Genomic DNA, 12659 nt, shown 5'->3' with positions numbered 1-12659 from the left:
GCCTACGCCTTCGGCGCGACCTTCGACAGGCCGTTGATGATGCGGTCCATCGCGTCGCCGCCCGTCGGGTCCGTGAGGTTCGCCAGCATCTTGAGCGTGAACTTCATCAGGACCGGGTGGGTGAGGCCCCGCTGCGTCGCGATCTTCATGACCTTCGGGTTGCCGATGAGCTTCACGAAGGCGCGGCCCAGCGTGTAGTAGCCGCCGTAGGTGTCCTTCAGGATCCGCGGGTAGCTCAGCAGGGCCAGCTCGCGCTGGGCGGGCGTGGCACGGGCGTGCGCCTGCACGATCACGTCGGCGGCGATCTGGCCGGACTCCATCGCGTAGGCGATGCCCTCGCCGTTGAACGGGTTGACCAGACCGCCCGCGTCGCCGACGAGCAGCAGGCCCTTCGTGTAGTGCGGCTGGCGGTTGAAGGCCATCGGGAGGGCCGCGCCGCGGATCGGCGTCGTCATGTTCTCCGGCGTGAAGCCCCAGTCCTCCGGCATCGAGGCGCACCAGGCCTTCAGCACCTCGCGCCAGTCCAGCTCGCGGAAGGCCGAGGAGGAGTTGAGGATGCCGAGGCCGACGTTGGACGTGCCGTCGCCCATGCCGAAGATCCAGCCGTAACCGGGGAGGAGGCGGTCCTCCGCGCCCCGCTTGTCCCACAGCTCCAGCCACGACTCCAGGTAGTCGTCGTCGTGCCGCGGGGTCGTGAAGTACGTGCGGACCGCGACGCCCATCGGCCGGTCCTCGCGCCGGTGCAGACCCATCGCCAGCGAGAGGCGCGTCGAATTGCCGTCGGCCGCGACCACCAGCGGCGCGTGGAAGGTGACCTCGGTCTTCTCCTCGCCGAGCCTGGCGTGCACGCCGGTAATCCGGCCGGTGCGGTCGTCGACGATCGGGGCGCCCACGTTGCAGCGCTCGTACAGGCGGGCGCCGGCCTTCTGCGCCTGCCGGGCCAGCAGCTCGTCGAAGTCGTCGCGCTTGCGGACCAGACCGTAGTCCGGGTACGAGGCGAGGTCGGGCCAGTCCAGCTGGAGCCGGACGCCGCCGCCGATGATCCGCAGGCCCTTGTTGCGCAGCCAGCCGGCCTCCTCGGAGATGTCGATGCCCATGGAGACGAGCTGCTTCGTCGCGCGCGGGGTCAGGCCGTCGCCGCAGACCTTCTCGCGCGGGAACGCCGTCTTCTCCAGGAGCAGCACGTCGAGGCCGGCCTTGGCCAGGTAGTACGCGGTGGTGGAGCCGGCCGGGCCCGCCCCGACGACGATCACGTCGGCGCTGTGCTCGGAGAGGGGCTTCTCGGTCACGGCGAATCTCCCGAAAGGTCGGCGATGAGGTCGTACCGAAGTCTAGGACGCACGCCCCGCCCGCCACCGAACGGGCCGCGCCCGCCACGGCCCCGCCCCGCCACGGACCCCGCGCGCCCGTGGAACGGGGCCCTGCCCCGGACCCCCGCGCATGGACCACGCCCCGCGCCCCGCGCCCCGCGCGGGCGCGCGGCGGGGGGTCAGGGGTGTTTGTAGCCCCGGTGGAGGGCGACGATGCCGCCCGTGAGGTCGCGCCACGCAACCTTCGACCAGCCCGCCTTCCGCAGGAGCGCCGCGAGCGAGGGCTGGTCCGGCCAGGACCGGATGGACTCGGCGAGGTAGACGTACGCGTCGGGGTTGGAGGAGACCGCACGGGCGACCGGCGGCAGCGCGCGCATCAGGTACTCCTCGTACACCGTGCGGAACGGGCCCCACGTCGGGTGCGAGAACTCGGAGATGACGACCCGGCCGCCCGGCTTCGTCACCCGGTACAGCTCCCGCAGCGCCTGCTCGGTGTCCTGGATGTTGCGCAGCCCGAAGGAGATGGTGACCGCGTCGAAGACGTCGTCCCGGAAGGGCAGCTTCGTGCCGTCGCCCGCGGTGAACGGCATCCACGGGTGCCGCTGCTTGCCGACGCGGAGCATGCCGAGCGAGAAGTCGCACGGGACGACGTAGGCACCCGCCCGCGCGAAGGGCTGCGAGGAGGTGGCGGTGCCGGCCGCGAGGTCGAGGACCTTCTGCCCGGGGCGCGCGTCGACCGCCTTGGCGACCTCCTTGCGCCATCTCCGGTCCTGGCCGAGCGAGAGCACGTCGTTGGTGAGGTCGTAGTTGGCCGCCACGTCGTCGAACATGGAGGCGACTTCGTGCGGCTTCTTGTCCAGGTTGGCTCGGGTCACGGAACCCATTCAAGCAGCCGCCGGATTCTCCTCCCGTACCGCTTCAACCTTTCGGGCCCGGGCGTGCTCAAGGACGGTCGAACACAGCACGCGACGGCGAGGAGAGCGGGAGTTCGATGGCGGTGTCGACGGAAGTGAGACCCGATCCGGTGGCGGGAGGGGGCGCGGCGGTGGACGTGGGATCGGACGCCGGCTTCGAGGAGTTCGCGCGCTCGGCGCAGCAGCGGCTCTACCGGACGGCGTACCTGCTCTGCGGGGACGCGGAGACCGCGCGGGACCTGACCCAGACCACGCTGGCCAAGCTGTACCAGCACTGGCGGCGGGCCGGCGCGGCCGAGCATCCGCACGCCTACGCCAAGACGGTGCTGACCCGCACCTTCCTGGCGGAGCGGCGGCGCCGGCTGCGGGACCTGCTCCTGCTGACCCGGACCGGCGGCACGGTGCCGGAGTCCGCCACCGACCACACGGACCTGCGCGTCACGCTGCTCGCGGCCCTCGCCGAGCTGCCGCCGCGGGCCCGGGCGATGGTCGTGCTGCGCTACTGGGACGACCAGAGCGTGGCCTCGGTGGCCTCGCTGCTGCGGTGCAGCGAGGCCACCGTCAAGAGCCAGTGCTCGCGTTCCCTCGCCCGACTCCGCGTACGCCTGGCCGACGCCGGGCTCTCGATCACAGGAAGCTGAGGTCCGCTGTGGAAACCGACGAGAACATCCGTCTCCGCCAGGCCCTGGAGCACGCCGCCGCGGAGCTTCCGCCGCTGCCCGACCTCGCTCCGCTCGCGGTGCGCGAGGGGCGCAGGCGGCGGGCCCGGGCCCGCTTCGCCGTCGCGACGACCGCCTTCGGCGCGGTCACCGCCGGGGCGCTCGGCATCGCCCTGCCGCCGGGGTCCGACCCGGCGCCCGCGACGCCGGCCGCCGTGCCGTCCTCGCCCGCCCCGTCGGCGTCGCCGGGGGCGAGCTACCCGCCGGTGGTCGTGGAGGCGACGCCGGGCGTCACCCCGCCCGACAACCCGGACGGCCTGTCCCCGGCCGAGCGGGAGCGCCGCGCGGCGCACCAGCAGCGGGTGGCCGCGCTCCTCGACGAGCTGCTGCCGGAGAAGGTCACCGGGATCCGGCCGGTCAAGGACGAGGTGGCGGTCTACCGGATCACCGCGGGCGGCGCGTCCTTCCGCATGGCCGTGTCGGTGCGGCCGACCGACGAGCCCCTCGCGCCCTGCCCGGACCTGCCGGAGGAGCGGGGGGTCTGCGAGACCGTCGCCTTCGACGGGGACCGCGAGGCGCAGCTGATGGCCATGCCGGTGAACGGGCCGGACACGACCGGCTCGTACCTGAGGTTCTCGTACGGGAAGAGCCGGGTGCTGCTCTCGGTCGACCCCGAGGCCGTGTCGGCGCCGGTGACGCCGCGCGAGCTGCTGGACGTCGCGGCGGACCCGCGCTTCCTCGACCTGGTGGAGGACACGGACGCGCGCCCGGTGGAGACGAAGGAGCCCCGGCCCGTCGCGGGCGGGTGAGCCGCCGGCCGGCGCGGCCTCACTCTCCCCCCGTCAGACGAGCAGGTCGTAGACGTTCCAGCCGCCGCCGACGGGGGTGCGGGCGGTGTCCGGGACGAGCGACGGGTTCCAGGCGGGGCCCGTCCGGCGCCGGCCCTGGTGGAGCCAGAGCTGCCCGGAGGCGTCGCGGGCGACCAGGTCGGCGCTCCGGTCCCGGCCCAGCTCGCCCGTGCCCACGAGGGCGGTGTACCGCTTCCAGTCGCCCTGGAGCCGCTGCTTCGGGGTGAAGGGCGGGGCGGGCGCGACGGCCGGGACGTCGTGCTTCCAGAGCACGCCGGCCGCGTCCCTGGCGAGGGCGCCGTTCGGGCTGTCGAGCGTCGTCATGGTGTCGTAGGCGTTCCAGCCGCCGCCGACCCGCACGCGCCGCGCGAACGGGGCTCCGGGGTCGCCCGTCCCCTCGTAGTACCAGAGGACCCCGTCCCTGTCCCGGGCCGCCAGCGCGCCCCCGCCGGCGACGTCGGGCTTCCGCAGCGGAGTGACGGCGGTGTAGACCTGCCAGCCGCCGCCGACGCGCTTGCGGCGCTCGAACGGGCGCGAGGTGACGCCGGTGGCCTCGTACCGCCACAGCACCCCGGAGCGGTCCCGGGCGTGCAGGGTGCCGCGTTCCCGCGCGGGGGGCGTGCCGGGGACGAAGGAGAGGAGCACCGGCCCCTGGGCGACGACCGCGCCCGTGCCGTCCTTCAGCTCGACCCGGGCGTCCAGCGCGGCGGAGGAGGCGTCCGGGCTGCCCAGCCCCACCGCGGTCTCGTCGGCGTCGAGGGTGACGGCGTAGGCGAGGGTGGCGGCCGCCCCCACCGTCGGGAGGGCGAGGGACGGCGGGTCGAACGGGAGGCCCATGTCGTTGTAGGGCCACTTCCACGGGCAGGGGCCGTACGCGACCCCGCCGACCGCGCAGGTGGAGACGACGGCCTCGTCGCTCACCTCCGCGTCGCCCGCCGCCCCGTCCAGCCGGTGGGGCAGGTGCAGGGCGGCGCTCACCGGACCCCGCACGCCCTCGGGCAGCGTGGCCGTGAACCTCAGGGTCACGGGTCCTTCGTCGCCCGCCGGGACCGTCGGCCGACCGCCCTCCTGGACGACCGTCCCGGGTGTGGCCGCGGTCCCCGTCACGGCGGCGTGCGCGGCCGCTCCTCCGAGCGCCGCCGGCGCCGGCACGGCCAGTGCCGCCGCCAGTGCCGCCCCCCACGGCGGTCATGTACCTGCGCTGCATGCAACCCCTCCCCTGTGTACGCCCTTTGGACACGGCGGGGCGGTGGAGGGTCGTACGGGTCCGGTCAGCGGGCGCGGTAGACCAGGCGGCCGTCGAGGACGGTGGCGACGCAGGTGGACGCGCCCGCGCGGACCAGGGCCGCCGTGTCGGGGACGTCGAAGACGGCGAAGCGGGCCGGGCCGCCGGGCGCCGGGCGCGGGAGCAGGATCAGCGGCACCGGGGAGAGCGACGGGGGCCCCGGGAGGACGTCGGGCCTCCGGCCGACCGCGAGGCCGGCGCGGCGGACCGCGTCGGCGGCGCCCCGGATCCGCAGCTCGCCGGCGACGGCGACCGTGCCGTGGGCCAGCATCCGCTGGACCCCGCGCCGGGCGCTGGCGCCGAGCCGGGCCGGATCGGCGCGGAAGATCTCCGCCGCCCGCTCCCCCGTGACCGGCGCGGTGCCGTACACGTCGGCCTCGCGCGGGTCCGGGTGGTAGGTCCGCTCCAGGAGCTCGGGGGCGTACGGGTTGAGCAGGCCGGGCGTCAGGATGCCGGGCCAGCGGCGCAGCCGGGCGTCCTGGTGGCGCTCGGCCAGTTCCTCGTACGGGCCGACGGCGGCGATCCGGGCGCCGTCGACGAGGACCGCGGTCTCGGGGGACGCCTCGGCGGCGTGGAGGGTGAGCACCGGTCTCAGTTGGCGTCGAGGAGCTTCAGCTCGGGGTGGGCCGTGCCGCCCTCGATGGCGACCGAGGAGATGTGCGAGGCGACGCGCTCGTCGACCGGGTCGTTCGCCGGGTCGTCGTGGACGACGAGGTGCTCGTAGGTGGTGGCGCGCTGGGCGGGGACGCGGCCGGCCTTGCGGATCAGGTCGATGATCTCCAGGCGGTTGGAGCGGTGCCTGGCACCGGCGGAGGAGACGACGTTCTCCTCCAGCATGATCGAGCCGAGGTCGTCGGCGCCGTAGTGCAGGGAGAGCTGGCCGACCTCCTTGCCGGTGGTCAGCCAGGAGCCCTGGATGTGGGCGACGTTGTCGAGGAAGATCCGGGCGATCGCGATCATCCGCAGGTACTCGAAGAGGGTGGCCTGCGTCCGGCCCTTGAGGCGGTTGTTCTCGGGCTGGTACGTGTACGGGATGAAGGCGCGGAAGCCGCCCGTCCGGTCCTGGGTGTCGCGGATCATCCGCAGGTGCTCGATCCGCTCGGCGTTGGTCTCGCCGGTGCCCATGAGCATGGTGGAGGTCGACTCGACGCCGAGGCCGTGGGCGGTCTCCATGATCTCCAGCCAGCGCTCGCCGGACTCCTTGAGCGGCGCGATGGCCTTGCGGGGGCGCTCCGGGAGGAGCTCCGCGCCGGCGCCGGCGAAGGAGTCGAGGCCGGCGGCGTGGATGCGGCCGATCGCCTCCTCGACGGAGACGCCCGAGATGCGCGCCATGTGCTCGACCTCGGAGGCGCCGAGGGAGTGGATGACGAGCTGCGGGAACTCCTTCTTGATGGCGGCGAAGTGCTCCTCGTAGTACTCGACGCCGTAGTCCGGGTGGTGGCCGCCCTGGAACATGATCTGGGTGCCGCCGAGCTCGACGGTCTCCGCGCAGCGGCGCAGGATGTCGTCGAGGTCCCGGGTCCACCCCTTCCCGGTGTCCTTCGGGGCGGCGTAGAAGGCGCAGAACTTGCACGCCGTCACGCAGACGTTGGTGTAGTTGATGTTCCGCTCGATGATGTACGTCGCGATGTGCTCGGTGCCGGCGTAGCGGCGGCGGCGCACGGCGTCGGCGGCGGAGCCCAGCGCGTGCAGGGGCGCCGAGCGGTACAGGTCGAGCGCCTCCTCGGGGGTGATCCGGCCACCCGCGGCGGCACGGTCGAGAACGGACTGGAGGTCGGCCTTCTCGGTCACCGTTTCGTCCCTTTCGGAGGGTTGCTTCAGAGGTCGTTCCGGGCCGCTCGGCGGCCCGATCCAGCGTACGCCAGCGGGGGTGGGCAGCCGGGCCGGGGTCCGCTGCGGCGTGAATTTCCGATGAACGTTCAATTGCGCGAATGCCGTGGACGGAATGCGCGTCCCGGACGGGAGGCCCGTAAGGGAATTGCGGGCACGAATTGCACCGTGTGTTGCGCCGCGTCTTGCGGCGCGCCTTGCGCCGCTCCTTGCACCGCGTCTTGCACCGCCGCGCAGGGGCTCTATTCCGGCGGCAGCAGATCGACCGTCACGTCCGCCGGAAATCCGGTCGTCGGACCGGTGCGGCGGGCGAACTCGCGCACTCCGGCGAGCTGCTCGGGGCCGAAGCGGAAGTCGAGCGTGCGGAAGTAGCGCTCCAGCAGTTCGGCGTCGAATGCCTCCCAGCGGGCCGCCTGTTCGGCCACCTTGGCGACCTCGTCGAGGGAGAGGTCGCGGGAGGCGAGGAAGGCCCGGTGGACGTCGTGGACGGTCTCCGGCTCCCGCGCCAGGTACTCCTTGCGGGCGGCCCAGACGGCGAAGACGAACGGCAGTCCCGTCCACTCCTTCCACATCAGGCCGAGGTCGTGGACCTGGAGCCCGAGCCGGGGCGCGTCGTGCAGCGAGGCGCGCAGGGCGGCGTCCCCGATGAGGACCGCCGCCTCGGCCTCCTGCATCATCAGGCCCAGGTCGGGGGGGCAGGTGAAGTACGCCGGGTCGACCCCGTACCGCTCGGCGAGGAGCAGCTGGGCGAGGCGCACCGAGGTGCGGGAGGTGGAGCCGAGGGCGACGCGGGCGCCGTCGAGCTCCTCCAGGGGACGCTGGGAGACGATCACGCAGGACATGACGGGGCCGTCGCAGCCGACGGCGATGTCGGGGAGCGCGACCAGCTCGTCGGCGTGGCGGAGGTACTCGACGAGGGTGATCGGGCCGATGTCCAGATCGCCCCGGACGAGCCGCTCGCTCAGCTTCTCCGGGGTGTCCTTGGTGAGCTCCAGATCGAGGAGCGTCCCGGTCCTGGCGAGCCCCCAATAGAGGGGCAGGCAGTTCAGGAACTGGATGTGTCCGACCCGGGGCCGGCTGCGCTGGTGCTCGTCGTTCGCATTGTCCACATCGCGAGGCTAGACCCGTCTCGTCCCGGGGGCGCCTCCGGGGGACATCCCCGCTCGTCGGCCCGGCGCGTCAGCGTCATAGGGGTGGATCAAACATGAGGGTGACGTGATCTTTCCCTCTATCGCCGTGCGCACGCTGCGTGCTACGCTCGACGCAAGTTGCAGTTTGGTTTCCCTTGCAGTACAGAGCCTGCGGAGCATGTGACCCGCAGGCTTTTGTAGTTTTCAGACTTCTTTGCAGGTTCTGGAGCAGGGCGACCCTTTGGCCCATAGGAGGGCTCATGGCTACCGGAACCGTCAAGTGGTTCAACGCTGAAAAGGGCTTTGGCTTCATCGCCCAGGAAGGCGGCGGCCCGGATGTCTTCGTCCACTACTCCGCGATCAACGCGAACGGCTTCCGTTCGCTTGAGGAGAACCAGCAGGTGAGCTTCGACGTCACCCAGGGTCCGAAGGGCCCGCAGGCGGAGAACGTCACCGCGATCTGAACGCCGTAGTGGCGATCGAGATCTTCTAGAGCAGTACCCAAGGAGCCCCGCTCCGGACCGCAGGTGCGGTCCGGAGCGGGGCTCCTGCCCGTGGGCGGGGGCTCCTGCCCAGGGACTCCTTGCCCGTGGGCGGGGGCTTCCCGCCGGTCGGCGGGGGGCTCAGCAGTTCGGGATCACGGTCCCGTTGTTGTCGCGGGCCTCGTCGTTGCCCCACCGGGAGAGGTAGTAGGCGGAGACGTAGGCGCCGTAGCCGTTCTTCCCCGCGTACACCGTGTCCAGGTCGGTGCGGAGCCACCAGTGGTTGTAGTTCCCGGAGGCGTCCCGGATCTCCTGGCCCCAGACCTTGCAGTAGACGTAGTTCGTGCCCGCGTTCAGCACGCCCTGGGCGTCGTTCGTGTTCGCGCCCGCGTAGCCGGTGGCGTGGGCGAAGGTGTCCACCCAGTACTTCCCGCCGCCCCCGCCCGAGCAGCCGTTGTCGCTGGTCAGGTGCTTGGAGCCGTACGAGCCGGGGTAGGGCGCGAGCGAGGCGCCGTTGATCACGATGGACTGGCCGACGCCGTTGTGGAGCTGCTCGTAGTGGATGTGGGCGCCGGAGCTGTTGCCGGTGGAGCCGGTGGTGCCGATCTGCTGGCCCTGGGCGACGGCGGCGCCGTTCGCGACCGAGTAGGCGGTGAGGTGGAAGTAGTACGTCTTCCAGCCCCCGCCGTGGTCGACCACGATGTAGTTCCCGGCGCCGGACGGCTGCGCGTAGCGGTAGGCGGTGCCGGAGGCCGAGGCCAGGACCGGGGCGCCGGCGGTGGCGCCGCCGTCCGAGCGGACGAAGTCCAGGGCCTGGCGGACCTCGGCGGAGTGGTGGCTGTAGGTCCACTTCTGGCCGCAGGGGAACGGGGCCTTGAAGAGCGGCGCGGCGTGGGCGGTGCCCGCGGTACCGAGGACCGCGAGCAGGCCCGCGAGGAGCGCGAGGAGCGCGCCGAGGGCGGGGATCCGGGCCCGGCGCGAGGGGGTCCGGGCGGGGGCGCCGGCCGTGGGGCGAGTCGTACGCGGGTGACGCATGTGTCCTCCGTGACGTGAGGTGACAGGGGTATACGCGCGTTGACCGACCACAGGGTGCCGGAACGGCGCCCGTCGCAGTAGCCCGCCTTCCCCACATGCGGATCGGCCCGGATACGTACGCTGGACACATGACCGAACGGAAACCGCCCGGCGTCAGCTTCGAGTCCTTCGTCGACAAGCAGATCCGGGAGGCATCCGAGCGCGGCGACTTCCGGAAGCTCGCGGGCTTCGGCAAACCGCTGCCGAACGACGCCGCGCCCTACGACGAGCTGTGGTGGATCAAGCAGAAGATGCACCGCGAGGGCATGTCGGCGCTGCCGCCCGCCCTCCAGCTGCGCAAGGAGGCCGAGGACGCGGCCGCGGCCGTCCTGGAGGCCGTCTCGGAGCACCAGGTCCGGCGGATCCTCGGCGAGATCAACACCAAGATCGCGGAAGCCCTGCGCCGCCCGCCGGCCGGCCCCCCGCTGAACCTGACGCCCTTCGACGTCGAGGCGGAGCTGACCCGGTGGCGGGAGGCGCGCGACCCCAAGGGGACGTGATGAACAGTGCCGGCCTGCTGCTCGACTCCTTCGGCCGGATCCGGGAGGCCGTCCACGGCGCCGTGAAGGGCCTCGGCGAGGAGGACCTGGCCACCCGGATCGACCCGGACGCCAACTCGATCGCCTGGCTCGTCTGGCACCTCACCCGCATCCAGGACGACCACCTGGCGGGCGCCTTCGGCACGGAGCAGCTGTGGCGCTCCGACGGCTGGCGCGACCGCTTCGGCCTGCCGTTCCCTCCCTCGGCGACCGGTTACGGACACACGTCCGCGCAGGTCGGAGCCGTACGGGCGCCGGCCGCGCTGCTCCTCGGCTACCACGACGCCGTGCACGAGCGGACGGCCTCGCTGCTGGCCCCGGTGACCGACGCGGACCTGGACCGGGTCGTCGACACCGCCTGGGACCCGCCGGTGACGCTGGGCGTCCGGCTGGTGTCGGTGATCGCGGAGGACCTCCAGCACGCGGGGCAGGCGGCGTACGCGCGCGGGGTGGTGGAGCGGCGGGAGTGAGGTCCGGCGGCCCGGGGCCGGCGGCGGGCGGCGGGCGGCGGACCGGAGCTCGTGGCCGGGACCTGGCCGGGGCCGAAGCCTGGCCGGGGCCGGGACCTGGGCGGGGGCCGTACAACCATCGGTGATCGTCGGGAGTCCACCTGGTGCTTCGTACTCGCGTGCGAGGCCCGGTTCGCTCCTGGAGGATCCTTGTCCGTCGCCCGTATCCGGCGCGCGCGTCTCGCCGCGTCCGTCGCCACCGTCCTCGCCGCCTCGCTCGGCGCGGGCGTCCTGACCGTCCCGGCCGCCGTCGCCGCCCCCGGTCCCTCCGCCGCGGCCCCGGCCGCGGCGGAGGGGGGCGTGGCCCGGATGGAGCCGCACACCACTCCCCTCGCGGCCGGCGCCGGTGGCTTCTTCTCCACGTTCACGTACAACTCCGACCGGCTCTTCTGGACGAGCTACGCGACCGGCAGGACGTCCGCACTGGCCTACGGCAGTGCCGCGGGGGGTGACCTGTACAGCGCCGGGAGGGTCATCACGGACATGTCCACCGGCGCCGCGTTCACCCTCCCGGAGGGGGCCTACCCGATCGGGGGCGCCGGCGGGTACGTCTTCGGCACCGACAAGGACGAGACCAAACTGACCATGTACACGGCCGAGGGCGGCCGCGAGGTCACGGGCCTGCCCGCGGGCGCGCGGGACCTGACGGTCCGGCCGGGCTCCCCGAAGGAGGCCGTGCTCGGCTACTGGGGCGCCGACAACAAGGACCACAACGCCCTGCTGGACCTGGCCTCGGGCCGGATCACCGAGACCTTCGAGACGCCCGGCCAGCGGGCCTACCGGGACATGCCCGACTCGCCCACCCCGGTCACCGTCGACGACGAGCGGATCACGTGGCCCTCGTGGAACAGCACGGCGAAGACGATGACCGCGGTCGTCCACGACCGCGCCACCGGCGAGGAGCGCCGGATCGAGCTGGGCCGCACCGGCTTCGTGCGGAGCATCGGGAACTGGCTCGTCCACCACGGCACGGACCCGCTCACCGGGAAGTCCACCCTGGTGGCCACGAGCCTCACCGGCGGAGCCGCCACGGCCTTCCCGCTGCTCGACCGCGTGGACGCCACGGCCGTCCCCGACGGCACCGGGGCGCTGCTGGTCGGCGGCGGCCGGCTCGGCGTCGGCCAGGGCGCGTACCGCATCACGCTCGGCGCGGACGGCCGGCCGACCACGGCCGTCATGGGCGTCTACGCCCCGGCGGAGCTCGCCGAGATGAGCCCGGCGGTGGTGCCCACCGGCACGGTGGACCTGGACAAGACCCCCTCCCCGACCGTGAAGTTCCTCCTCAACCACCTCGACGGGAAGGTCACCTTCACCCTGAGGCACACCCGGACCGGGAAGACGTACGGCTGGACCCAGTCCGGCTTCGACGTCTACGACGACTGGTGGAAGGACTTCTCCGGCGGCTTCCCCTACACCGGCAGCGGCAACCACTCCGGCTTCTGGAGCGGCACCCTCGACGCCAGGAACGCGGACGGTTCCGCCGCACGGACCCAGGCCTACAACGGCGCGTACACCTGGGAGATGACCGCCGCCTCGCTGAAGGGCGTCGGCCCCGACCTGAAGAAGTCCGGATCCTTCGCCGTCACCCGCGCGCCGCGGCCGCACGACTTCGACGACAACGGCTCCCCCGACCTGCTGGCCCGCGACGCCTCCGGCGTCCTCTGGGCCGACTCCTCCTTCGCGAGGAACAGCGCCACGACCGTCCCGGAGACGCGGATCGGCGGCGGCTGGCAGATCTACGACCGCATCGAGGCCACCGGCAACATCGCCGGCTCGACCCACGCCGACATCGTCGCCCGCGACAAGGCCGGCGTCCTCTGGCTCTACCAGGGCAACGGCACCGGCGGCTTCACCGGCCGCGTCCAGGTCGGCGGCGGCTGGCAGGCCTACGACCAGATCTCCGGCGGCTCCGACTACACCGGCGACGGCCGCCCCGACGTCCTCGCCACCGACAGGACCGGCGCCCTCTACCTCTACAGGTCCACCGGCAGCACCACCAAGCCCTTCGAGACCCGCAAGAAGATCGGCACCGGCTGGCTGGGCTACGGCCGGCTGGTCGGGGCCGGGAACCTCGCCGGA

At 73.0% G+C, this 12659-nt stretch carries 13 protein-coding genes; 6 read left to right on the top strand and 7 right to left on the bottom strand.

The window, feature by feature from the left end:
* Positions 1 to 2: 2 nt before the first annotated feature.
* Both IE287_RS01040 and IE287_RS01035 read right to left on the bottom strand, forming a co-directional pair.
* Positions 3 to 1289, bottom strand: coding sequence for a geranylgeranyl reductase family protein (locus IE287_RS01040; RefSeq protein ID WP_189846943.1), 1287 nt, complete (start codon positions 1287 to 1289; stop codon positions 3 to 5).
* A gap of 200 nt (positions 1290 to 1489) precedes the next feature.
* Positions 1490 to 2185, bottom strand: coding sequence for a demethylmenaquinone methyltransferase (locus IE287_RS01035; RefSeq protein WP_189846942.1), 696 nt, complete (start codon positions 2183 to 2185; stop codon positions 1490 to 1492).
* A gap of 170 nt (positions 2186 to 2355) precedes the next feature.
* On the opposite strand from IE287_RS01035, the gene IE287_RS01030 reads away from it, so the two are divergent.
* Together IE287_RS01030 and IE287_RS01025 are read left to right on the top strand one after the other, a co-directional pair.
* A complete protein-coding gene (locus IE287_RS01030) occupies positions 2356 to 2865 on the top strand; it encodes a SigE family RNA polymerase sigma factor (protein WP_229883216.1) in 510 nt (169 codons plus the stop codon).
* An 8-nt stretch (positions 2866 to 2873) separates the two neighbouring features.
* Entirely contained in the window at positions 2874 to 3692 is an 819-nt protein-coding gene (locus IE287_RS01025) for a hypothetical protein (RefSeq protein WP_189846940.1), read from the top strand.
* Between the two features lie 33 nt (positions 3693 to 3725).
* Here the strand turns inward: IE287_RS01025 and IE287_RS01020 are convergent, their stop codons facing one another.
* The 4 genes from IE287_RS01020 to IE287_RS01005 form a co-directional block, all read right to left on the bottom strand.
* Positions 3726 to 4757 (bottom strand): hypothetical protein, encoded by a 1032-nt coding sequence (locus IE287_RS01020; RefSeq protein WP_189846939.1) that lies wholly within the window; start codon positions 4755 to 4757, stop codon positions 3726 to 3728.
* Between the two features lie 245 nt (positions 4758 to 5002).
* Positions 5003 to 5602 carry an imidazolonepropionase-like domain-containing protein gene (locus tag IE287_RS01015; protein ID WP_189846938.1) on the bottom strand — a complete coding sequence of 200 codons (600 nt, stop codon included), beginning with the start codon at positions 5600 to 5602 and terminating at the stop codon, positions 5003 to 5005.
* Between the two features lie 5 nt (positions 5603 to 5607).
* The gene (gene mqnC, locus IE287_RS01010) at positions 5608 to 6807 is read right to left on the bottom strand and encodes a cyclic dehypoxanthinyl futalosine synthase (RefSeq protein ID WP_189846937.1); all 1200 of its coding nucleotides are present in this window, start codon (positions 6805 to 6807) and stop codon (positions 5608 to 5610) included.
* Between the two features lie 281 nt (positions 6808 to 7088).
* Positions 7089 to 7955, bottom strand: coding sequence for a menaquinone biosynthetic enzyme MqnA/MqnD family protein (locus IE287_RS01005; protein WP_189846936.1), 867 nt, complete (start codon positions 7953 to 7955; stop codon positions 7089 to 7091).
* Positions 7956 to 8236: 281 nt separating this feature from the next.
* Here IE287_RS01005 and IE287_RS01000 point away from each other — a divergent pair, with 281 nt between their 5' ends.
* Entirely contained in the window at positions 8237 to 8440 is a 204-nt protein-coding gene (locus tag IE287_RS01000; protein ID WP_043442843.1) for a cold-shock protein, read from the top strand.
* Positions 8441 to 8599: 159 nt separating this feature from the next.
* On the opposite strand, the gene IE287_RS00995 is transcribed toward IE287_RS01000, so the two are convergent.
* Positions 8600 to 9493, bottom strand: a complete 894-nt coding sequence (locus tag IE287_RS00995) for a M23 family metallopeptidase (RefSeq protein ID WP_189846935.1) — start codon at positions 9491 to 9493, stop codon at positions 8600 to 8602.
* Between the two features lie 128 nt (positions 9494 to 9621).
* Here IE287_RS00995 and IE287_RS00990 point away from each other — a divergent pair, with 128 nt between their 5' ends.
* The 3 genes from IE287_RS00990 to IE287_RS00980 form a co-directional block, all read left to right on the top strand.
* Positions 9622 to 10032 (top strand): DnaJ family domain-containing protein, encoded by a 411-nt coding sequence (locus tag IE287_RS00990; RefSeq protein WP_189846934.1) that lies wholly within the window; start codon positions 9622 to 9624, stop codon positions 10030 to 10032.
* Complete coding sequence (locus IE287_RS00985; RefSeq protein ID WP_189846933.1) at positions 10032 to 10541, top strand: mycothiol transferase; 510 nt, start codon at positions 10032 to 10034, stop codon at positions 10539 to 10541. Before IE287_RS00990 ends, IE287_RS00985 begins: the two co-directional genes overlap by 1 nt.
* Positions 10542 to 10730: 189 nt before the next feature.
* Positions 10731 to 12659, top strand: a 1929-nt coding sequence (locus IE287_RS00980) for an FG-GAP repeat domain-containing protein (RefSeq protein WP_194690231.1), incomplete at its 3' end; no start/stop codon positions are given.

The organism is Streptomyces omiyaensis (assembly GCF_014650895.1).
GTDB lineage: Bacteria > Actinomycetota > Actinomycetes > Streptomycetales > Streptomycetaceae > Streptomyces > Streptomyces omiyaensis.
The sequence above is the reverse complement of the archived record's forward strand: the minus strand, read 5'-3'. Positions and strand labels throughout refer to the sequence as shown.

Bases quoted from the DNA above. Each gene is read 5' to 3' on its own strand.
- IE287_RS01000 (WP_043442843.1), top strand. From the start codon at position 8,237: ATGGCTACCGGAACCGTCAAGTGGTTCAACGCTGAAAAGGGCTTTGGC.
- IE287_RS00995 (WP_189846935.1), bottom strand. From the start codon at position 9,493: ATGCGTCACCCGCGTACGACTCGCCCCACGGCCGGCGCCCCCGCCCGG.
- IE287_RS00985 (WP_189846933.1), top strand. From the start codon at position 10,032: ATGAACAGTGCCGGCCTGCTGCTCGACTCCTTCGGCCGGATCCGGGAG.
- IE287_RS00990 (WP_189846934.1), top strand. From the start codon at position 9,622: ATGACCGAACGGAAACCGCCCGGCGTCAGCTTCGAGTCCTTCGTCGAC.